The sequence below is a fragment of the Verrucosispora sp. WMMA2044 genome (assembly GCF_027497155.1).
Taxonomy (GTDB): Bacteria; Actinomycetota; Actinomycetes; order Mycobacteriales; family Micromonosporaceae; genus Micromonospora; species Micromonospora palythoicola.
In genome coordinates this window covers 4,516,089-4,536,816 of the sequence record NZ_CP114913.1, presented here as the reverse complement: position 1 = coordinate 4,536,816, position 20,728 = coordinate 4,516,089, and the positions used below count along the sequence as shown (strand labels likewise).

Annotated in this window: 21 protein-coding genes; 18 read left to right on the top strand and 3 right to left on the bottom strand. The window is 71.7% G+C overall.

The window, feature by feature from the left end; all coding sequences use genetic code 11:
• Positions 1-306: 306 nt before the first annotated feature.
• The 9 genes from O3597_RS20585 to O3597_RS20545 all read left to right on the top strand — a co-directional run bounded on the left by O3597_RS20585 (position 307) and on the right by O3597_RS20545 (position 8,709).
• Entirely contained in the window at positions 307-690 is a 384-nt protein-coding gene (locus tag O3597_RS20585; protein ID WP_164446031.1) for a G5 domain-containing protein, read from the top strand.
• 199 nt (positions 691-889) lie between these two features.
• Positions 890-1,744, top strand: coding sequence for a type IV toxin-antitoxin system AbiEi family antitoxin domain-containing protein (locus tag O3597_RS20580; RefSeq protein ID WP_164446030.1), 855 nt, complete (start codon positions 890-892; stop codon positions 1,742-1,744).
• A gap of 240 nt (positions 1,745-1,984) precedes the next feature.
• Positions 1,985-2,650, top strand: a complete 666-nt coding sequence (locus tag O3597_RS20575; protein ID WP_281602120.1) for a response regulator transcription factor — start codon at positions 1,985-1,987, stop codon at positions 2,648-2,650.
• Positions 2,647-3,705 (top strand): HAMP domain-containing sensor histidine kinase, encoded by a 1,059-nt coding sequence (locus tag O3597_RS20570; RefSeq protein WP_164446028.1) that lies wholly within the window; start codon positions 2,647-2,649, stop codon positions 3,703-3,705. Before O3597_RS20575 ends, O3597_RS20570 begins: the two co-directional genes overlap by 4 nt.
• 370 nt (positions 3,706-4,075) lie before the next feature.
• Positions 4,076-5,044, top strand: coding sequence for an acyltransferase (locus O3597_RS20565; RefSeq protein ID WP_281602119.1), 969 nt, complete (start codon positions 4,076-4,078; stop codon positions 5,042-5,044).
• Positions 5,045-5,064: 20 nt separating this feature from the next.
• Entirely contained in the window at positions 5,065-6,153 is a 1,089-nt protein-coding gene (locus tag O3597_RS20560) for a pyridoxal-phosphate dependent enzyme (protein ID WP_281602118.1), read from the top strand.
• Complete coding sequence (locus O3597_RS20555) at positions 6,150-7,274, top strand: D-alanine--D-alanine ligase family protein (RefSeq protein WP_281602117.1); 1,125 nt, start codon at positions 6,150-6,152, stop codon at positions 7,272-7,274. The genes O3597_RS20560 and O3597_RS20555 overlap by 4 nt, the downstream gene beginning before the upstream one ends.
• Complete coding sequence (locus O3597_RS20550) at positions 7,271-7,906, top strand: M15 family metallopeptidase (protein ID WP_281602116.1); 636 nt, start codon at positions 7,271-7,273, stop codon at positions 7,904-7,906. Before O3597_RS20555 ends, O3597_RS20550 begins: the two co-directional genes overlap by 4 nt.
• A 119-nt stretch (positions 7,907-8,025) precedes the next feature.
• On the top strand, positions 8,026-8,709 hold the full coding sequence (locus O3597_RS20545) for a hypothetical protein (protein ID WP_281602115.1): 684 nt from the start codon (positions 8,026-8,028) through the stop codon (positions 8,707-8,709).
• An 80-nt stretch (positions 8,710-8,789) separates the two neighbouring features.
• On the opposite strand, the gene O3597_RS20540 is transcribed toward O3597_RS20545, so the two are convergent.
• Positions 8,790-10,001 carry an SUKH-3 domain-containing protein gene (locus O3597_RS20540; RefSeq protein ID WP_281602114.1) on the bottom strand — a complete coding sequence of 404 codons (1,212 nt, stop codon included), beginning with the start codon at positions 9,999-10,001 and terminating at the stop codon, positions 8,790-8,792.
• 146 nt (positions 10,002-10,147) lie between these two features.
• Between O3597_RS20540 and O3597_RS20535 the strand changes: the two genes are divergently transcribed.
• The 8 genes from O3597_RS20535 to ahcY all read left to right on the top strand — a co-directional run bounded on the left by O3597_RS20535 (position 10,148) and on the right by ahcY (position 18,458).
• The gene (locus O3597_RS20535) at positions 10,148-10,375 is read left to right on the top strand and encodes a hypothetical protein (RefSeq protein ID WP_164446022.1); all 228 of its coding nucleotides are present in this window, start codon (positions 10,148-10,150) and stop codon (positions 10,373-10,375) included.
• Between the two features lie 123 nt (positions 10,376-10,498).
• Positions 10,499-11,668 (top strand): hypothetical protein, encoded by a 1,170-nt coding sequence (locus O3597_RS20530; RefSeq protein WP_281602113.1) that lies wholly within the window; start codon positions 10,499-10,501, stop codon positions 11,666-11,668.
• 69 nt (positions 11,669-11,737) lie between these two features.
• Positions 11,738-13,117, top strand: a complete 1,380-nt coding sequence (locus O3597_RS20525; protein WP_281602112.1) for a phosphomannomutase/phosphoglucomutase — start codon at positions 11,738-11,740, stop codon at positions 13,115-13,117.
• 62 nt (positions 13,118-13,179) lie between these two features.
• On the top strand, positions 13,180-13,362 hold the full coding sequence (locus O3597_RS20520; protein ID WP_164446020.1) for a Trm112 family protein: 183 nt from the start codon (positions 13,180-13,182) through the stop codon (positions 13,360-13,362).
• The gene (locus tag O3597_RS20515) at positions 13,359-14,555 is read left to right on the top strand and encodes an SIS domain-containing protein (RefSeq protein WP_099847458.1); all 1,197 of its coding nucleotides are present in this window, start codon (positions 13,359-13,361) and stop codon (positions 14,553-14,555) included. Before O3597_RS20520 ends, O3597_RS20515 begins: the two co-directional genes overlap by 4 nt.
• A complete protein-coding gene (locus O3597_RS20510; protein ID WP_164446019.1) occupies positions 14,552-15,505 on the top strand; it encodes a cation diffusion facilitator family transporter in 954 nt (317 codons plus the stop codon). Before O3597_RS20515 ends, O3597_RS20510 begins: the two co-directional genes overlap by 4 nt.
• 3 nt (positions 15,506-15,508) lie before the next feature.
• Entirely contained in the window at positions 15,509-16,666 is a 1,158-nt protein-coding gene (manA, locus tag O3597_RS20505; protein ID WP_281602111.1) for a mannose-6-phosphate isomerase, class I, read from the top strand.
• Between the two features lie 292 nt (positions 16,667-16,958).
• Positions 16,959-18,458 carry an adenosylhomocysteinase gene (gene ahcY / locus O3597_RS20500; protein ID WP_281602110.1) on the top strand — a complete coding sequence of 500 codons (1,500 nt, stop codon included), beginning with the start codon at positions 16,959-16,961 and terminating at the stop codon, positions 18,456-18,458.
• Between the two features lie 130 nt (positions 18,459-18,588).
• Here the strand turns inward: ahcY and O3597_RS20495 are convergent, their stop codons facing one another.
• Positions 18,589-18,741 carry a hypothetical protein gene (locus O3597_RS20495; RefSeq protein WP_166458139.1) on the bottom strand — a complete coding sequence of 51 codons (153 nt, stop codon included), beginning with the start codon at positions 18,739-18,741 and terminating at the stop codon, positions 18,589-18,591.
• On the bottom strand, positions 18,738-19,631 hold the full coding sequence (locus tag O3597_RS20490; RefSeq protein WP_281602109.1) for an RDD family protein: 894 nt from the start codon (positions 19,629-19,631) through the stop codon (positions 18,738-18,740). Before O3597_RS20490 ends, O3597_RS20495 begins: the two co-directional genes overlap by 4 nt.
• Positions 19,632-19,672: 41 nt before the next feature.
• Here O3597_RS20490 and O3597_RS20485 point away from each other — a divergent pair, with 41 nt between their 5' ends.
• Positions 19,673-20,698 carry a stage II sporulation protein M gene (locus tag O3597_RS20485; RefSeq protein WP_281602108.1) on the top strand — a complete coding sequence of 342 codons (1,026 nt, stop codon included), beginning with the start codon at positions 19,673-19,675 and terminating at the stop codon, positions 20,696-20,698.
• Positions 20,699-20,728 lie beyond the last annotated feature (30 nt).

The following is a 20,728-nucleotide window of genomic DNA, read 5'->3' as shown; positions in this document are numbered from 1 at the left end:
GGAGTGTTCATGTCGTTCGTCCTGCTCTGCTGCGCGGGCAGCACCGTCGTGGGCACCTTGATAGGTGAGCCGGAACCCGTCCGCACAGGTGCCGCCGCCAACGAAGAGCCCGCCCCGGCCATCGTCGTACCCGAGCCGGACCCACCCACTACGGGTGGCGTGGAGCCGGTGCCCGCCATCTCCGGTGACGCGGCACCAGTGCCCGCCACCAGTGGTGACTCGACCGTGACCGGACCCGCCGGGGCAAACAGCAACCCTTCGAGCCCGGCTTCCGCCCCTACCTCCGTGGTCCAGACGCGCCGCCTCGTGGAGAAGAAGACCATCCGGCACGGCACCCGCACGGTGCAGGATTCTTCACTGGCCGAAGGAAAGCGGGTGGTCCGCACCCGGGGCGTGGACGGCGTACGCACCTTGACCTATCGGGTGACCGTGGTGGATGGGGTGCAGACCAGCAAGGAGCTGGTCAGCTCCGTCGTGACGAGGAAGCCAGTCACCGAGGTTGTCGCCAAGGGCACCAAACCGGCTTCCCGATGCGATCCGAACTACACGCCATGCGTGCCAATCGCCAGCGATGTCGACTGTGCCGGCGGCAGCGGAAACGGGCCCGCGTACGTAACCGGCCCGGTGGAGGTCGTCGGCACGGACATCTACGACCTCGACCGTGACAACGACGGATGGGGCTGCGACTGACCCTTAGCGTCGATCATGCAGTTGTGGTAGTCGATATGTTTCGTATGCGCTTTTTGTGACCTGCCACAACTGCATGATCGACGGGTGTGGGCCGTTGGGCATAGCAGAAACTAGGCGGCGGGGCGGGGTTGTCCACAGAGGCTCTGGCTGTCCACAGGGGGGCGGAAATCGGTTCGCCGTCGGAGGACAGTGCGGCGGTGTGGCAGATGTATTGAGATACTCCGAGTTGTTGGCGTCTGGCTGGAGTCGCGGGCAGGTCAGGTATCGGGTCGAGGCAGGGGCGCTCGCTCGGTTAAGCCGAGGGGTCTATGGGGCGATGACCGACCCTGGCCTGGACGACCAGCTCATTGCGGTGTTCGACCGGCTACCGGATGGGTGCGTCCTCGGTTACCACACCGGTGCCTCCTTGTACGGCTTCGGGGACGCTCGTTCCGAGGATCTTCATGTGATCGTGCCCGCCGGTCTGGTGGTGCCCCGGCTCAGGGGAGTTGTGACTCACGAATCCGTCGTGCCGGTACAGGATCCGATCTGGACTCGCGGCGTACCGTGCGCGCCTGCCGCCCGGTGCGCGATTGACCTTGCGAGGACGTTGAGGCGGATGGACGCCTTGCCAGTTCTGGATCTGTGCCTACGGGTCGGTGCCTGCGACCTCGATGGGCTGCGTAATGAACTGGTGGTCCATCGCGCGTTGCGGGGCATTCGCCAAGCGCGGCGCCTGGTCGATCTTGCCGACCCTCGGGCCGAGTGCCGTCAGGAGAGCCAGATGAGATTACTTCTCGCGGATGCCGGACTACCGGTGCCAGAGCCTCAGTGCTGGGTCCACGACCGGGATGGCCGGCGGATCTATCGACTCGACCTGGCCTACCGCGAGCGCCGGGTCGGTATCGAGTACGACGGGCTCTCTCATCTCGACCCTGACCGTCTCCGGCAGGATCGAGCGCGGATGAACTGGCTGGCCGCCGAGGGCTGGCGCATGCGCCACTTCACAGCCCACGACCTCTACCGCCGCCCCACCCACATCACTGCCACCATTCGCGCCCTGCTAACCCCGTAACCCTCGCCACCACCGTCCCGTACCCCTTGCCAACCTTGCCGATCATGCAGTTGTGGTAGGTGGTATGAGAGCCTTTGTCGCATCTTGTCTGGTGCCACAACTGCATGATCGACGCGTTCTTGGCTGTGGGCGCGGGGTTGGCGGGGTTACGTTGAGTATTGGTTTGGCGGGCACTTACAGAACCCTTAACTCCTGCCTGAGAACGTATGCCCGACAGCGAGGACTACGGGGAGCGGAAGCGTGCGGGTGCTGGTGGCGGACGACGAGCGGTTGTTGGCGGACACCGTCGCGGAGGGGCTGCGTCGCCTCTCGATGGCGGTGGACGTCTGCTACGACGGTGACGGAGCGTTGGAATGGGTCGGGGTGAACCGGTACGACGTCGCGGTGCTGGATCGGGACATGCCGGGGCATACCGGTGACGAGGTGTGCCGCAGCCTGGCGGCCTCCGGCTCCGGTACCCGGGTGCTGCTGCTCACCGCCGCCGCCGGCATCCGCGACCGGGTGGAGGGCCTGAGGCTGGGCGCCGACGACTACCTGACCAAGCCGTTCGCCTTCGCCGAGTTGGTTGCCCGGGCACAGGCACTGGGGCGGCGCTCCGCCCCGGCCGTACCGCCGGTGCTGCGGGCGCACGACGTCGTCCTGGACGTGGCCCGGCACACGGTCACCCGAGCCGGCCGCCCGGTCGGCCTGAGCCCGAAGGAGTTCGCGGTGCTGCACGTGCTGCTCCGCGCCGAAGGTCGGGTGGTCAGCGCCGAGGAACTGCTGGAACAGGCGTGGGACGAGTTCGCCGATCCGTTCACGAACGTCGTCCGGGTCACCGTGATGACGCTGCGCCGGAAGCTCGGCGAGCCCCAGGTCATCCACACGGTGCCCCGGGCCGGGTACCGCATCGGCGGTGCCGGGTGACCCCGCGCTGGCGCATTGTGCTGGTCGGCGTGCTCGCGCTGTTCGTCGGATACGCCGCTTCCGGGCTGGCGACGTGGGCACTGAGTCAGGTGTGGCTCTGGGGCAAGCGGTTCTGCGGCACCGGGTTGCCCGGGTCGGGTGTGCTCTGCGGTCAGGTGTACGACCTCGTGGGTCTGGTCCTGGCTCTCGCTCCGCTTGCCGTACTCCTGGTCGCGGTGATCGGGATCTGGGCCGGCGCGCTGTGGTGCCTGCGTCCGGTGCGGGATCTGGCCGGGCCGGTCGCGCAGGTCGGGCCGCAGAATCTCGGTCACCGGCTCCGCCCGCGCGGCAACGACGAACTGGCCCGGCTGGCCCGGTCCATCGACGAGATGATGGAGCGCATCGCCGCCGGTTACGAGGGACAGCGACGGTTCGCCGCGAACGCCTCCCACGAACTGCGTACGCCGTTGGCGGTGCAGCGGACCCTCATCGAGGTCGGGATGGCCCGCTCGCTCACCGGTGAACAACTTGAGCTGCTGACCGGGCAGTTGCTGGAGACCAACGAACGCAACGAGCGGCTGATCGAAGGGCTGCTCGCGCTCAGTGAGAGCGACCAGGGGTTGCGTTCCCGTACCCCGCAGCGACTCGACGACATCGTGACCGGGGTACTGGCCACGTACCAGGACCGGATCACCGAGGCCGGGTTGACGGTGCAGAGTCACCTGGAGCCCAGGCTGGTGATGGGCGAGCGGGTGCTGCTGGAACGCCTGGTGACCAACCTGGTGGAGAACGCGATCAAGTACAACCGACCGGGCGGCACGCTCACCGTCACCGTCGGTCGCAGCCCGGCCCTGACCGTGGTCAACACGGGCCAGGTGGTGCCGGCCGAGGCGGTCGCCGGGCTCTTCGAGCCGTTCCGCCGCCTGGCCCGGGACCGGACGAACCACAGCGGTGGTGCCGGCCTCGGCCTCGCCATCGCCCGCTCGATCACCCAGGCCCACGACGGCCTGATCGCCGCTCGCCCAGCCGAGTACGGCGGACTCCGGGTGGACGTCCAACTACCCACCGCACCCTGACCCGGCCGCCAGGCCGGCAAACGAACCAGCGCCCACGGTACGGGGCCGCACACCGCGGCAGCCCGACCTTCAGCGTGCCCGCGAAACGGCCGATCCGGCACCGACTCGCCGCCGTGCCCGCATGGAGAGGAGAGACCATGACCACCCGGGAACGCACCGTGGTCGAGACGGCCCTCGACCGGCCCGCCCCCGGCGGCACCATGCCGACCTCGGCCGGGACCAGGTTGGCCTGGGCTGACGTCGCCAAGGGCGACTGCATCCTGCTGGTCCTGCTCTGGCACGTGATCGTCAAGGACTATCTCCAGATCGACTGGCGGCTCGACGTGCCGGTGCCGGGGCCTGGGGAACCCTGGGCGAACTGCTGCTGCCGATGCGGATGCCGCTGTTCTTCACCATCTCCGGCCTGTTCGTGGCGAGCGCCGTGCAGCGCCCCTGGCGGTCGGTCGCCCGGCCCCGGGTCGCCCGCTTCCTCTACCTGTACGGCGCCTGGCTGATGATCCACACTGCCGTACTGGCCCTCGCCCCGGACTTCCCCACCGACCGGGCGAGCGACCTCGGCGCTCTGGTGGCCCAGCTGACGGTCACCCCGTCCAACCTCTGGTACCTGTACGCGCTGGCGCTGTACTTCGTCCTGGCGAAGGCGCTGCGACGGGTCCGTCCGGCGGTGTTGCTGGCCGCCGCCGGCACGTTGAGCGCCGTCGCCTCGGCGGGGCTTGTCGACACTCCGGGTAACCGGGCCGGTCTCTACCAGAACCTGGTGTTCTTCCTGGCCGGCCTGCACCTGCGCGGGTACGTCCTGCGGTGGGCCGACGCCGTCACCGGCCGACGGGCGCTGCTGGCCGCGGGGGCGTACGCCGTCGCGCTGGCTGCCGTGGCGGCGACCGGCACCGCCCGGCTGCCCGGTGTGGCGCCGCTGGTCTCCGTCCTCGCGGTGCTGCTCGGCATCGCCGTGGCGGTCCGGCTGGCCCGGAAGCCGGCGGTCGGCGAGCCGCTCGCCGCCCTCGGCCGCCAGACCTTGCCGATCTACGTACTCCACATGCCGGTGCTGGCGCTGCTGCATCGACTGATCGCCGAGCCGATCGCCGCCCTGGACGAGCCCGCTCGATTCGCGTTGGCCCTCGGCTTCCCACTGTCGGTCACCGTCGCCGTGCTGGCGCTCAGCCTCGGACTGCACCGGCTGCTGCTGGCGATCCGGGCGACGTGGCTGTTCGACCTGCCCGCCCGACGACCGACGCGGCGACCACCCGTGCCGCCGGCGACGGAACCACCTGGGCCGAGCGCGTCGGGACCGTCCGCGTCCGGGCCGGTGGCACCGCTCGTGCCGACGGCGTCTCAATGATCGACTTCGAAGGAGAGGACATGTCCCACACCGATCCCCCCAGAGCCGTCCCGGCCCCGATCGACGTGCCGGAGGCAGCTCGATGGCTGGCCGGCCGGGTGGTGCGTACCCCGGTGCTGAGCGCACCGGCGATCGACCGGCTGGCTGGTGCCCGGGTGCTGCTGAAGGCGGAGAACCTCCAGGTCGGCGGCTCGTACAAGATGCGCGGCGGGCTGTTCGCGGTGGGCCGGCTGGCAGCGGCCGGACACAAGGGGGTGGTCGCGCAGAGCACCGGCAACCACGCGGTGGCGGTGGCGCTCGCGGCGCGCACGTTCGCACTGGCCGCCACGGTGGTGCTTCCGGTCGACGCGGCGGCGACGAAGGTGGCCCGGGCCCGGGCGGCGGGCGCGCGGGTGGTGCTCGCCGGTACGACGGTCGAGGAGCGTCTGGCCGTGGCCCGTCGGGTGAGTGACGAGACCGGCCACCCGATCGTCGACGCGTACGACCATCCGGACGTCGTCGCCGGGCAGGGCAGTGCCAGCCTCGAACTGATCGAGGAGGCCGAGCGGGCCGGCACCCCGCTGGACGCCCTCGTGCTGCCGGTCGGCGGCGGTGGCGGCGCGGCCGGTGCCTGTCTGGCCGCGACCGGCCGACCGATCGAGGTGTACGGGGTCGAGCCCCGTGGCTGCGACTCACTCGCCCGTAGTTTGGCGGCCGGTCGACCCGTCGCGGTCACGCCGGCACCGACGATCGCTGACGGACTTCGGCCGTCCTGTGTGGGTGAACTGCCCTTCGCCGTCCTGCGCGACCGGCTGCGTGCCGTGGTGCGGGTCGACGACGACGAGATCGCGGCGGCCTTCCGACTGCTGCTGCTGGAACTGAAGGTGCTGGCCGAACCGTCGGGAGCAGCGGGCCTGGCCGGCGCGCTACGGCTCGCCACCGACGCAACGCTGCGCTCGCTCGGGTCCGGCGGGACGCGGCGGTTGACTGCCGCCGAGCGGTTGCCGGCGGCGGCCGGTGCCCGGCCGCCAACGATCGGCGTGGTGCTGACCGGCGGAAACGTGGAACCGGAACTGGTCGCCCGACTGACGGCGACCGCCCGAATCGAGGAAGAGGTGGCAGTGGCGTGAGTGCGCCCGTACGCATTGGAATTCTGTTCGGCGGCCCGTCGGCGGAGCACGACGTCTCCTGCGCCTCCGCGCTCGGCGTGGCTCGGGCGCTGGCCGGCGGTGGGTACCGCGTCGTCGCCATCGGCGTCACCCGTGCCGGCGGGCTGCGGCTCGTGCCGGACGCGGCGCTGTCCGGGTTTCTCGCCGGCACGACGTCCGAGCGGGCGATCGACGACCGGCTGACGGTGATCGGTCCGGCGGTGGAGTTACGGGCCGGGCCGCGTTCCGGCACGGCGGTGGTGACCGCGATGGACGCGCCCGGCGCGGTGCACGCCGAGCTGGACGTGGTCTTCCCGGTGCTGCACGGTCCGTTCGGTGAGGACGGGGTGGTGCAGGGGGTGCTCGAATCCCTGGGCGTGCCGTACGTCGGGTGCGGCATCCTGGCCTCGGCAGTCGGCATGGACAAGGTGGCGATGAAGCGGGCGTTGCGGGCCGAGGGAGTGCCGATCACCCCGCACGTCTCCTTCGACGCGACCACCTACCGGACCACGGAGGATCCGGAGAAGCTGGTGCTGGGCCTGCGTCGCCCGGTGTTCGTCAAGCCGGCCCGGATGGGCTCCTCGATCGGCATCTCCCGGGTGGCCGAGGGCGACGATCTGGCGGCGGCGATCGAGGAGGCACTGCGACACGACACGGTGGTCGTGGTGGAACAGGGGGTCAGCGGCCGGGAGTTGGAGTGCGGTGTGCTCGGCGGCACCCGTCCGGACGCGTCAGCGGTCGGCGAGGTACGGGTCAGTGGCGGCTGGTTCGACTACCGCCAGAAGTACTTCGGCGACACCGATCCGATGATCGTCCCGGCACTGCTGTCCCCGGAGGTGACCGAGCGGATCCGGGAGCTGTCCGTGCGGGCGTTCGCCGCGATCGGTGGCTGGGGCCTGGCCCGGGTCGACTTCCTGTTCGACGAGGTCGCCGGCGAGTTGTACGTCAACGAGTTGAACACGATGCCGGGGTTCACCGCTCACTCGATGTACCCGAAGGTGTGGGCGGCGGCCGGTGTCGGCTACCGGGAGATCCTGGACCGGCTTGTCGCGCTGGCCTTCGCCCGGCACGCGCAGCGGCCCGGCGGGGGAGCCGGACGATGATCCTGCTCTGCGATCCGCGGGTCGCGGCGGTCCACGGCGCCGACGACGGTGCGCCGTTGGTCGACCTGCGTGAGGTCCCCGAACTGCGGTTGGACGCGCGGGCGGCCGATCCGGCCGGTGCGTACGCGCGACTGCGCCGGCCGGTGGTGGACCGTCTGCTGGCGGCGCAGCGCGCGCTGCCCGACGGGTTGCGCCTGCTGATCGTCGAAGGCTACCGGCCCCACCAGGCGCAACTGGACATCTTCACCGGCTACCGGGAGGAGTTGCGCCGCAGCCACCCGGACTGGTCGCCGGAGCGGCTGTACCGGGAGACCACCAAGTTCGTCTCACCGGTGGAGGTGGCACCGCACAGCACCGGCGGCGCGGTGGATCTCACGTTGTGCACCGTGGACGGCGTCGAGCTGGACATGGGCACGGCGGTGGACGCCACTCCGGAGGCGAGCGACAACGCCTGCTTCACCGCCGCGTCGTCGATCGGCGCCGACGCCCGCCGGCACCGGCAGATCATGGCTGCCGCTCTGCGCGGGGCCGGCCTGGTGAACTACCCGACCGAGTGGTGGCACTGGTCGTACGGGGATCGCTACTGGGCGTTGCTGACCGGTGCGCCGTGTACCCGTTACGGCCCGGTATGACGGTGTTGGCGCCGGCTCACTCGAAGCTTTGTTTCGGCAGGTGTCCCGGTGATGAACTGGAAAGCGCTCCCGGGCCGTACCAGCCCTCGAACACAAGGGTGTGAGGACGGGAGAAACAGGTGAAGCTGCAGCGGAAGCACGTGCTGGCGGCGGGGGTGGCGGTGGTCGCCGCGGCGACGGTGGCGGTCGGCACCGGACTCGGGTTCGCCGACAGCGCACCGACCCGGCAGAGCGTCTGCGCCGGATCGATCACGTTCTCGGCCGAGGCGGGCGGGCCGGCCGCCACCAGCAACCAGTTCCCCGTCGGTACCCGGCTGCGGGTGACGAACCTGGACAACGACAGATCGGTGGAGGTGACCGTCGTCGGCCCGTCGGGCAGTTGCGTGCTGCTCAACGCCGCCGCGATGGAACTCGTCCGCGAGCCCGGCAAGAACGTGATCCGACGCAACGTGGTCGAGCGGATCGGCGACGACGCCGCCGCGCAGCAGGGTGCGGGCCAGCCTGGCGTGATCGCCGACCGACCGGGCTCGGCCTCACCGCCGGCGGCCCGTCCGGTCGCCGGGTCCGCCTGCCAGGGAGCGATCACCTTCTTCGAGGAGGCCGCCGGACCGGCCGCGACGAGTGACCGCTTCCCGGTCGGTACCCGGTTGCGGGTGACCAACCTGGACAACGACCGGGCGACCACGGTCACCGTGACCGGTCCCTCGGGCAGCTGTGTGCTGCTGAACTCCGCCGCGATGGAGCAGATCCGGGAGCCGGGCAAGAACCTGGTGCGCAACAACATCGTCGAGGTGCTGGGCTGACGTCCGACCGAGGCCGGGTTGCCGGCCGCCCGCCATGTCGACCGTGCTGACCGGTCCGGGGCTCCGACGGGCCGGCGGCGTCACCAACTGCCGTCGTCGCGTACCCGGGCCGGGGCGCGGCCGAACAGCAGGGTGGTGAGCGCGGCGTCGATGTCGGTCCCGAGAAACCATTCACCGGCCTGGTCCAGCGCGAAGATCCGGCCCCGTTCGTCGGCCGCGATGATGCTGTGCCGGCTCTCGGTGCCGATCGGGTACATCCGGCTGCCGACGACCGCCGCGAAGTCACGCAGCGACTCGGCGGTCTGGGCGACCTGGCGGGGGTCGATGTCGAAGCGTGAGATCCACACCTGCTCACCGGGCCCGCGCCGGTGACTGCGCAGGCGCGGAAGGGTGCCGACGGCGGCGTCCCCGTGGGCCCGGCCGGCAGTCGCGGCGACCTTTAGACCCGCGGGGCCGGTCGTGGCCACGCCAGGGGAGTACGGCCGCCAGCCGGCGGCGACCAGTGCCTGCGCCACCTCCGGAGGAAATCGCCCGGGCACCGCGGCGGAGGCCGGTTCCGGGACCGAGGGCGTGGTGTGGGCCCGTTCGGCGTCGGTCAGGACGTTGAACTCCACGAGCATGTTCAGGCAGGAGTCGCAGGGCCGCTCGGCTGGCCCACCGTGCGGATCGCCCGGCTCGCGTACCTGGCACACCTCGATCCGGGCGGATGTCAGCAGTTCCTTCGCGTCACCCATGCTCAGGGCGGTGATGCCCTCGGCGTTGCGGCGGTGGTCGTACTCGTACAGGAGGTCGGAAACCGCGACGAACTCCGCGTGCCGGGTCGCGCCGCGCACCAGATGACCGGCGGGCTGGCTGTCGAGGTACGCCCGGACCAGCGGGTGATGGTTGAGTTCCACGTCACCCTTGACGCCCTGTGCGGTGAAAGTCCGGCCTTCGACGCCGAGGCGCGTGGTCGTGGTCGGCGCCGGCGACCGGCGGATCTCGCGCAGCAACTGGCCGGCCGGGTCCACGGTGCGCGGGGCTGGCCGGCCGGTGGCCCGGCTGCGCCGGTAGAGCCGGGCCACCACGTCCGGCGAAACCCTTGGCCAGGTGCTCACCTCGCCGGTCCGCTTGTCGACCACAGTGGTGGGTAGGTCGCCGGCAAACGGCGTGACCTGTGCGGAAACTGTGGAGGTGATGACGTAGCCGAGGTCGAACTCGGTGACCGCGGGCCGGCACTCGTGCCCCAGGCGCACCGAGTCGCGGCGGGCCCATACCGCGGCGAGCTGCTCGGCCTGTTCGCGGTCGATCACACGCGGTAACCTATCGGACTCCATCGTTGCGTGGCGCTGTGTGCGGTAGAGCCTACCGACCGTGAGGTGAGTGGTCGTCCTGCCGCGCCGAACGGCGTGGGGGCTGCCCTGATGCGGGCCCCGGACGTGAGCAATACGCTCGTGAGATGGCAGCGCCGGAGAAGCAGGACGGTGACCGACGGCTCTGGGCCTGGCCGGCAGGAATTCTGCTCGGCCTGGTGATCGGTGTGGCGGCCCTGGACGGTGCCGCCGGCATCGGCTTCGGAGTCGCCATCGGCGTGGCGTTCGCCCTGGCTCTTGGTGCGACGGGCGGAGGCGCCGGAGGTGGAGGCGGCGAGCACGGCCCGAAGAAGGGTCCGGACCGCCCGGCCTGACCGCCCGACGGCTGCCGGGACGTGGTGCGGCGCACATGCGGGGTGCTCGATGGCCGGCCGAGGTCGGGCCCCGGTAGTAGCCTGACCGGCGTTCCCCCGTCGGGGGAGGAACGGTGGTTGATCATGTCGGTACGTCGGCACACGGCGCGGATCGCGGCGGTCTGCGTGTTCCTGGGCGCCCTGGTGGCGCTCGGTGGCGCTCCCGCGCACGCCGACGAGGACCGGGTGCGGGTGCGTTCGGCGGGCAGCTTCACCGCGGGTCGTTCCGCCGCGGGGGTGACCGTCGAGGTACGCAAGCGCACCGACGGGTGCGTGCGGGTGCGCACCGCGCTCGGGCTGAGCCTGCCCGGCGTACGGGCCGACCAGGTGGCGGTGCAGGCCAACGTGGGCGGTCGCTGGGTGCCGGTGGGTGTCTCGGGTGCGGCGGGGCTGGTCACCACCGAACCGGTCGCCCCGGCTCGGGACGAACTCTGCAAGGGCAAGGGTGTGGCGATGCGGTACCGGGTCGCCTTCGCCGCGACGGCCCCCGGTGGCCGGCTGGTGGTGACCGGCGAGGCGACCACGGCGCGGGGCGCCGTGCTGGGTCGAGCCGCCGCGTCGTCGCGGGTGGTCGGGGGGCGCGCCCCGGCGTCGTCCTCCCCGTCGCCCACGCCGTCGCCGTCGCCGAGCACGGAGGCGGCCGAGGAGCCGACCGCCGAGGCCACGCCCAGCGTGGCGCTGGCCGCCGAGACGACCGACGACCTCAGCCAGACCGAGAGCGAGTCCTCCGGCGGGTCGCCGGTGATGTACTTCGGCATCGCCATGGTCGCCGCCGGTGCGCTGCTCATCGGTCTGTTGATCTACCGCTCCCGGAAGGATCGCAAGGACCGTGGGCGACCGGCCGACGGATTCGAGACCCTGCCGCCGCGTAGTCCGGGCGGCACCACCTACCGTTCCGGCGGCGGTCAGGGTGTCGCACCGGTCGCACCGGTCGCACCGGTCGCACCGGTCCCGCCGGGGCCGGGCACCGTGCCGCCGGTCCCGCCCGCCCAGCCGTACGGGGCGGGTCGGCCCGCCACGCCTCGGGTCTACGGCGGCGCCCCGGCACCCCGCCCGACCGGCGGTCTGTACGGTGCCCGACCGGCCGACCCGAGCGACGGTCCGCCGGCCGCTCCGCCCGCAGGCCGGCCGACCGGGCCGATCGCCGTGCCGCCGGTCGAGCCCGGCCAGGGCAGGGTGCCCGGGCATCCGGACGGTTCACCGGGGGCCGGCAAGGGCGACGAACCGGAGTACGGGCGCGGGCTCGGCGGCTGAGCCGGGGTGGGTCCCTCCGCTCCGATACGCTCAGGTTCGTTGACGGCCCGCAGGCGAGGAGTGGAACCGGTGTCTGATCTGTCCCGGATCGTGAAGGCGTACGACGTCCGTGGGACGGTGCCGGACCAGTGGGACGAGCGTGTCGCCGGCGCGCTCGGCGTCGCCTTCGCCCAGATGCTCGACGCCGCCGGTGACCCGGGCCAGGCGGTGCTGATCGGGCACGACATGCGGGCCTCGGGGCCCGGGCTGGCCGCCGCCTTCGCCACCGGGGTACGCGCCGAGGGCCGGCCGGTCATCGAGATCGGGCTCGCCTCGACCGACATGGTCTACTACGCCTCCGGTGCGCTGGGGCTGCCCGGGGCGATGTTCACCGCCAGCCACAACCCGGCTCAGTACAACGGCATCAAGCTCTGTCACGCCGGTGCGCGCCCGGTCGGGCAGGACAGCGGGCTGGCCGAGGTCCGCGACCGGGCCCAGGCCCTGCTCGACAAGGACGAGCCGCTCGGCGAGCCGACCGCACCGACACAGCGGCGCGACCTGCTCCCCAACTACGCGGCACACCTGCGCACGCTCGTGGACCTCTCCGGGATCCGGCCGTTGACCGTGGTGGTCGACGCCGGCAACGGGATGGGCGGGCACACCGTGCCGAGTGTGCTCGGCGACGCCGCCCTGCCGGCTCTGCCGCTGCGGATCGTGCCGCTGTACTTCGAGCTGGACGGCACGTTCCCCAACCACGAGGCCAACCCGCTGGACCCGGCCAACCTGGTCGACCTGCAGCGCGCGGTGGTGGCGCACGGCGCGGACATCGGCCTGGCGTTCGACGGGGACGCCGACCGCTGCTTCGTGGTCGACGAGCGCGGCGAGCCGGTCTCCCCGTCGGCGATCACCGCATTGGTGGCGGCTCGGGAGTTGGCCAAGCACCCCGGATCGACGGTGATCCACAACCTGATCACCTCCAGCGCGGTGCCGGAGATCATTCGGGAGCACGGCGGTGAGCCGGTGGTGGCCCGAGTGGGTCACTCCTTCATCAAGGCCGAGATGGCGCGCACCAACGCGGTCTTCGGCGGGGAGCACTCGGCGCACTACTACTTCCGGGACTTCTGGTTCGCCGACACCGGGATGCTGGCCGCGATGCACACTTTGGCGGCGCTCGGCGAGCAGCCGCTGCCGCTGTCCACGCTGGCCGCCGAGTACGAGCGGTACGTCGCCTCGGGTGAAATCAACTCGACGGTGGCGGACCAGGCGGCCAAGGTGGCCGAGGTGCGTGCCGCGTACCCGGACGCCGAGGCCGACGAGATGGACGGTCTCACCCTGCGCTTTGCCGACGGGGCGTGGTTCAACCTGCGCGCCTCGAACACCGAGCCGCTGCTGCGGCTCAACGTCGAGGCACCGACCGCCGAGCGGATGACCGCGCTGCGCGACGAGGTGCTCGACCGGGTTCGCCGATAAGATCGCTCGCGCCGGTCGGCACCCCCGACCGGTGAAGCCGCACACGTGGAAGGAGCCGCGCAGTGGCCCTCGACCCGCAGTTGCTGGAAATCCTCGCCTGCCCGGACACACACCATGCCCCGCTGACCTACGACGCGCCGGCCCAGACGCTGACGTGCACCGAGTGTGGCCGGATCTTCGAGGTCCGCGATGACGTGCCGGTGCTGCTGCTGGACGAGGCGCGCGTCCCCGCGGAGGGATCGTGATCGACGGAACGGCCGGCGTCAGCGGACACCGCAATGCCGACGAACGACTGCTCGACGACCCGCAGGCCCTCGCCGAGCGCGACCCGGGCGGCATGCTGCGACACACCGCCTCGGCGGGCGCGCAGGTGCGCGAGTCGGCTGCCCTGGCCGCCGAGGCCAATCTCTCCGTACTCGCCGACGACGGACGTCCCCGGGCGGTCGTGATCGCCGGCATCGGCACCGCCGGACGCACCGGCGACGTGCTGGCCACGGTCGCCGGGCCGCGGTGCCCGGTACCGGTCATCGCGCACCGCCTCGCCGGCGTACCGGGCTGGGTCGGCGCGGCCGACGTGGTGATCGCGGTCAGTGCCTCCGGCCGCAGCCCGGAGGCGCTGGGCGCGGCCGAGGCGGCCCACCGGCGGGGTGCCCGGCTGGTCGCGGTGGGTCCGGCGGACTCGCAACTGCACTCGGTCGCCGAGCGGGCCCGCGCCCCGTTCATCCCGGTGCCCCGGCGGGCACCCGCCCGAGCCAGCCTCTGGGGGCTGACCGTGCCGGTGCTGCTCGCCGCCCGGGCCCTCGGCCTGGTCAAGGTCAACGAGGCGGACCTGGCGGAGACGGCGGCCCGGCTGGACGCCGACGCCGACCGCAGTCGCCCGACCGCGGAGTCGTTCGTCAACCCGGCGAAGTCCCTCGCCCTCGGGCTGGCCGGGTCGATCCCGATCGTGTGGGGCTCGTCGCCGCTGGCGGCGGTCGCCGCCCGCCGCTTCGGCGACACCCTGTCGGCCAACGCCCGGTACCCGGTGGTCACCGGTGCGCTCGGTGAGGCGGGTCGTGGCCGGGTCGGGCTGCTCGACGGAGTTTTCGGGGGGCTGGCCGAGGGAGAGCGGGACATCTTCGCCGATCCCGACGAGTCGGACGGTGAGGGCACCCGACTGCGGCTGGTGCTGCTGCGCGACGGTGGCCTGAACGCCGAGGACGACGCCGACGAGCCGCTCGCCGTCGAGGAGCGGCGCGCGGACGCGGTGCAGACCCTCGCCGAGCGGCGGGGCGTGCGGTGCGACGTGGTCACCGCCGAGGGCGGCTCGGCGCTGGAGCGGCTGGCCTCGCTGGTGGCGGTGCCGGACTTCGCGTCGATCTACCTGGCCCTGGCGCATGGCCTGGACCCGATGGCGGTGCCGGCAATCACCGAGATGAAGGAACTGGCCAACCAGTGAGCACGCAGGGTGGCACCAAGGCGATCATCGCCGCGCTGCTCGCCAACGTCGGTATCGCCGTGACGAAGTTCGTGGCCTACCTGTTGACGAGTTCGTCGTCGATGCTCGCCGAGTCCATCCACTCGGTCGCCGACTCGGGCAACCAGGCTCTGCTGCTGCTCGGTGGCAAACGGGCCCGGCGGGCCGCCACCCCGCAACATCCCTTCGGCTACGGCCGGGAGCGCTACGTCTACGCGTTCATCGTCTCGATCGTGCTGTTCAGCCTGGGCGGTCTGTTCGCCCTCTACGAGGCGTGGCACAAGTGGTCCGACCCGCACGGCATCACCAGCTGGCACTGGGTGCCGGTGACCGTGCTGCTCGCGGCGATCGTGATGGAGTCGTTCTCCTTCCGTACCGCCGTCCGGGAGTCGAACCTGGTCCGGGGCCGTGAGTCCTGGACCAGGTTCATCCGCCGGTCGAAGGCGCCGGAGCTGCCGGTGGTGCTGCTGGAGGATCTCGGCGCGCTTGTCGGTCTGGTCTTCGCCCTGTTCGGCGTGGGCATGACCCTGGCCACCGGCAACGGCCGGTGGGACGCGGCCGGCACCGCGATGATCGGCCTGCTGCTGGTGACCATCGCGATCGTGTTGGCCGTGGAGACCAAGAGCCTGCTGCTGGGGGAGGGGGCGGAGCCGGCGGACGTCTCGGCCATCGAGCGGGCGGTCACCGCCGGCCCGGAGGTGGAGCGGATCATCCACATGAAGACGCTGTACCTCGGTCCGGAGGAGCTGATGGTGGCCGCGAAGATCGCGGTGTCGCGGTGCGAGAGCGCCGAGGAGGTGGCCCAGGGCATCGACGCGGTGGAGGAGCGGATCCGGGCCGCCGTGCCGGTCGCCCGGGTCATCTACCTCGAGCCGGACATCTACCGGACCACCGTCGGTCCCGCCACGGCGTCCGGACGCGCTGAGAGCTGACCGGTGGAACCGCTGCACGGGCCGATCAAGGACTACGCCTGGGGCTCCCGCTCGGCGATCGCCGAACTCCAGGGGCGGCCGGTGCCGAGCGCGACGCCCGAGGCGGAGCTGTGGCTCGGCGCGCATCCGGGCGCGCCGGCCGCCGTCGAGCGCGACGGCGGGCGGATGCCGCTCACCGAGGTGCTCGCCGCCGAGCCGGTCCAGTGGCTCGGCCGGCAGGTGCTCGACCGGTTCGGGCTTCGACTGCCGTTCCTGCTCAAGGTGCTGGCCGCAGCGGCTCCGCTGAGTCTCCAGGCCCATCCGGACGCCGAGCAGGCGCGGGTGGGTCACGCCGCCGAGCAGGCCCGCTCCGGCGGGCACCGCAACTACGTCGACCCGTTCCACAAGCCGGAGCTGCTGGTGGCGCTCGGGCCGATGGAGGCGCTGTGCGGGTTCCGGGACCCGGCCGCCTCGGCACGGGCGCTCGCCGCACTGGGCGTACCGGAGTTGCGGCCGGTGCTCGACGCGTTGGCCGCCGGGCCGGTGGGGCTGGCCGAGGCCGTACGCCGGCTGCTGGAGTGGCCGACGGCGGAGCGTGCCGGGCTGGTGGCGGCGGCCCGGACGGCGCCGGGCCCGGACGCGGACCTGGTGACCCGGTTGGCCGAGGCGTACCCGGCGGATCCGGGAGTGCTGGTGGCGTTGCTGCTCAACCGGGTGCGGCTGACGGCCGGTGAGGCGATCTGGATGCCGGCCGGGAACCTGCACGCGTACCTGCGGGGTACCGGCGTGGAGGTGATGGCCGCCAGCGACAACGTGCTGCGGGGCGGGTTGACCCCGAAGCACGTGGACGTGGCCGAACTGCTGCGGGTACTCCGGTTCGAGGTGCTCGACCGGCCGGTGGTCGCAGCGCAGGAGGTCGCCGACGGGGTGGTGACCTGGCCGGTGCCGGTGGACGACTTCGCGTTGCACCGGGTGAGCGTCGGTGGCGGCCGACGCGAGGTGACGTTGGCGGTGCCGGGCCCCCGGGTGGTGCTGTGCACCGGTGGCCGGGTCACGGTGACCGACGGTGTGGCACCGGTGACCCTCGGGTCCGGTCAGGCGGCGGTCGGCCCGGCTGCGGGTGGTTCACTCACGGTCACCGGTGTGGGTGAGACGTACATCGCCTCGACCGGGCAGGTCTGAACCTTCCCTGCGCTCGGCGGGCTATCAGCCGTCGACTGACAAGTCCGAATTTCCCGAAATGGCTTGACTCGGCTCTCGCTCAGTGTGACTCTATGGGTGCGTAGCGTTATCGCGACGATGGTCCGAGAACGCGCGGGGGAACCAAACCGGGGGGATGCACGGGGCGGGCGGAGATGGACGGCACACGTCCACACCGGCCGCCCTGTGCGCTGTCTGTCACCACCCCGACCGCGCGTCGGCAACGCGCGTAAGGTGGGAGGTTGCGCAGCACCATCGTCCGACAGGAGCTTTTATGACCAGCACCCTCCCGGCGTCCGCAAGCGGCACGTCGTCCGAGGCCCGGCCGCGTACTGTCGCCGAGGGCGACTTCAAGGTGGCGGATCTGTCGCTCGCCGAGTTCGGGCGTAAGGAGATCCGTCTGGCTGAGCACGAGATGCCCGGTCTGATGGCGATCCGGCGCGAGTTCGCCGACGCGCAGCCGCTCGCCGGAGCGCGGATCACCGGGTCGCTGCACATGACGATCCAGACCGCCGTGCTGATCGAGACCCTGGTGGCCCTCGGCGCGCAGGTCCGCTGGGCGTCGTGCAACATCTTCTCCACCCAGGACCACGCCGCCGCCGCGGTCGTGGTCGGTCCGGAGGGCACCGTCGACGCCCCGTCCGGTGTGCCGGTGTACGCGTGGAAGGGCGAGAGCCTGGAGGAGTACTGGTGGTGCACCGAGCAGGTGCTCGACTGGCCCGACGGGGACGGCCCGAACATGATCCTGGACGACGGTGGCGACGCTACGCTGCTCGTGCACAAGGGTGCCGAGTTCGAGAAGGCCGGGGCCGTGCCGCCGGTTGAGTCCGCCGACTCCGAGGAGTACGCGGTCATCCTCGGCCTGCTGCACCGTTCGCTGGCCGCGAGCGGTCAGCGGTGGACGCGGATCGCCGCCGGTATCAAGGGCGTCACCGAGGAGACCACCACCGGCGTGCACCGGCTCTACGAGATGCACCGCGCCGGCACGCTGCTCTTTCCGGCGATCAACGTCAACGACTCGGTGACCAAGAGCAAGTTCGACAACAAGTACGGCTGCCGCCACTCGCTGATCGACGGCATCAACCGGGCCACCGACACGCTCATCGGCGGCAAGATGGCCGTCGTACTCGGCTACGGCGACGTGGGCAAGGGCTGCGCCGAGTCGCTGCGCGGCCAGGGCGCCCGGGTCGTGGTGACCGAGGTCGACCCGATCTGCGCGCTCCAGGCGGCGATGGACGGCTACCAGGTCGCCACGTTGGACGACGTGGTCGCCACCGCCGACATCTTCATCACCGCCACCGGCTGCTACGACGTCATCACCAACGAGCACATGGCCCGGATGAAGCACCAGGCCATCGTCGGCAACATCGGCCACTTCGACAACGAGATCGACATGGCCGGTCTGGCCAAGCGCCCGGATGTCACCCGGGAGAACATCAAGCCGCAGGTCGACCTCTGGCGCTTCGACGACGGTCACGCGATCATCGTGCTCTCCGAGGGTCGCCTGCTGAACCTGGGCAACGCCACCGGCCACCCCAGCTTCGTCATGTCCAACTCGTTCGCCAACCAGACGATCGCCCAGATCGAGCTGTACACCAAGACCGACGAGTACCCGATCGGCGTGTACGTGCTGCCCAAGCACCTCGACGAGAAGGTCGCCCGGCTGCACCTGGACGCCCTCGGCGCCAAGCTGACCACGCTGTCCAAGGAACAGGCCGCCTACCTCGGCGTCGCCGTGGAAGGCCCGTTCAAGCCGGACCACTACCGCTACTGAGCACCGACGTCACCTCCGGAGCCGACCGCCATGGCCGGCCCCGGAGGTGGCCCTGCGGTCGCGGTGCCGCACCGACGGGCGTGGCCGGTGGCCGGCCGGCCTGGCCTATGGCCCCGGCGGGTAGGCGCAGTCAGCGCGGACGGTGGCGGGTGGGGCGGACCCAGGTCCAGACACACCAGACCAGCCAGGCCACCGAGACCAGCGCCGCGAGGGTGCGCAGCCGCAGCGCGCTGAGCAGCAGCACCACCGCGAGCACCGCCAGCCACGGCACGAAAGCCCTCATCCTGACCTCCCAGGTCGATCGTCGGACGGTGCGCTCGGCAACTGCGGCCACAACGCCTCGGTGAGCGCGCGTTCGCCGGCGAGCAGGCGACGGGCCCGTCGATGCCGCTCGGCGATGACGGCGGCCAGGTAGGTCACCGCCGGCCACCCGGCCGGTGGTGGCGGGCCGGTCACCGCGGCGACCTGCCACCACAGCAGCCGGGCCAGCTCGCCGCGCGCCGGCTCGCTGAACCCGTGGGCCCGGGCCAGGTACTGCCGCACGGCCAGCGCCAGCTCCGCGTCCAACCGGCTCAGGTCCACCGAGTACGCCCAGCCGGCCAGTTCCGGCACCATCGCCGGGACCGAACGCCATCTCGTCGCGGTCCGGGTGTGCACCACCAGGGTGCCCGCCGCCAGGTCGCCCAGTCGTCGGCCACGGGCGTCGCTGAGCATCACGGTCAGCCCGACCGCCCAGGACAGCAGCGGCAGCACCAGGCCCGGCCACTCCACGGCGACCCCGACCAGTGCCCGGGTCAGCGACTGCCGGAACCCGACGGGGGCGCCGTCGAGGCTGACCACCCGCAAGCCGACTGCCGCCTTGCCCGGCGTGCGGCCGTCGTTGAACCGTTCGCAGAGCACCGGATAGCCGACCAGCAGCAGGACCAGCCCGATGGTGAGCAGGGCGCGTTCCATCGCCGCGTCGAGCACCCCGTACGGCAGGGCGGCCAGGAGCAGCCCGGTCAGCGCGGCGAGCAGCAGCCCGGCGACCAGTTGCACGAGCACGTCGATCAGCAGGGCGAGCGCCCGGGAGCCGATTCGCGCGGCCCGCACGTCCAGCTCGACCGCCTCGCCGCTGACCAGCCCGGCGTCACCCCAGCCCGGGATGGTCCACGCTCGTGCCGCTGTGCTCATCCCGACAGTGAACACTATGATCGCGCGGTCGGAGGTGGCCGGTGGATGTCGACGCGTACGTCGCGGAGCACGGCGGGCAGTGGCGTCGGCTGAACCAGCTCTGTGGTCAGCGACGGCTCGACGCGGCCGAGGTCGACGAGCTGGTCGCGCTCTATCAGCGGGCCACCACCCAACTGTCGGTGCTGCGTAGCCGCTCGCCGGACCCGGCACTGGTCAGCGAGCTGTCCCAGCTGGTGCTCCGGGCACGGGCGCGGCTCACCGGTCGGCCCCGACCGTCCTGGACGGCCGTACGACGATTTCTGCTGGCCGGCCTGCCCGGTGCGATCTGGCGGGCGGCGCCGTGGTGGTGTGCGGTGGCGACCGCCTTCACCCTGCTCACCTTCACCCTGATGTGGTTCGTGGCGGACAACCCGGAGACGGCGGCGGCGTTCATCGGCGACGACGAGGCCGCCAACCTGGTCGAGTCCGGCTTCGCCGGCTACTACACGGAGTTCTCCGCGCCGACGTTCGCCTTCCATCTGTGGACGCACAACGCCTGGCTTGCGGCGAAGTGCCTGGCGGCGGGGGTGTTGATCGTGCCCGTCGGCTACCTGCTGTGGCAGAACGCGATGAACATCGGCGTGGTCGGTGGGGTGATGGTCTCCTACGGCCGAGCGGACGTCTTCTTCGGCCTGATCACCCCGCACGGCCTGCTGGAGCTGACCGGGGTGTTCGTCGCCGCCGGGGTCGGGCTGCGCATCGGGTGGGCGTGGATCGCACCACCGGAGCAGTTGACCCGTGGGCAGGCGGTGGCCCGGGCGGGACGCGACGGCGTGCTGGTCGCCGTGGGCCTGGTCGCTCTCTTCGCCGTCGCGGCGCTGATCGAGGCCTTCATCACCCCTGCCCCCCTGCCAGCGCCCCTCCGCATCGCCATAGGCGCCACCGCCTTCCTCGGCTTCCTCGCCTACACCCTCATCCTCGGCCCCCGCACCACCACCCCCACCCACCCCCCGGAACACCCGGACCCCCGGAACACCCGCGTTGATCATGAGGTTAGCGGCAATATTGGAGATCAACTTCGCCGCTAACCTCATGATCAACGCGGTGTCGGCGGGGGT

What these genes read in the sequence shown, in the direction of transcription:
- ahcY (WP_281602110.1), top strand. Translation starts at nt 16,959, where the DNA reads ATGACCAGCACCCTCCCGGCGTCCGCAAGCGGCACGTCGTCCGAGGCC.
- O3597_RS20560 (WP_281602118.1), top strand. Translation starts at nt 5,065, where the DNA reads ATGTCCCACACCGATCCCCCCAGAGCCGTCCCGGCCCCGATCGACGTG.
- O3597_RS20565 (WP_281602119.1), top strand. Translation starts at nt 4,076, where the DNA reads ATGCGGATGCCGCTGTTCTTCACCATCTCCGGCCTGTTCGTGGCGAGC.
- O3597_RS20495 (WP_166458139.1), bottom strand. Translation starts at nt 18,741, where the DNA reads ATGAGGGCTTTCGTGCCGTGGCTGGCGGTGCTCGCGGTGGTGCTGCTG.
- O3597_RS20535 (WP_164446022.1), top strand. Translation starts at nt 10,148, where the DNA reads ATGGCAGCGCCGGAGAAGCAGGACGGTGACCGACGGCTCTGGGCCTGG.
- O3597_RS20550 (WP_281602116.1), top strand. Translation starts at nt 7,271, where the DNA reads ATGATCCTGCTCTGCGATCCGCGGGTCGCGGCGGTCCACGGCGCCGAC.
- O3597_RS20530 (WP_281602113.1), top strand. Translation starts at nt 10,499, where the DNA reads ATGTCGGTACGTCGGCACACGGCGCGGATCGCGGCGGTCTGCGTGTTC.
- O3597_RS20490 (WP_281602109.1), bottom strand. Translation starts at nt 19,631, where the DNA reads ATGAGCACAGCGGCACGAGCGTGGACCATCCCGGGCTGGGGTGACGCC.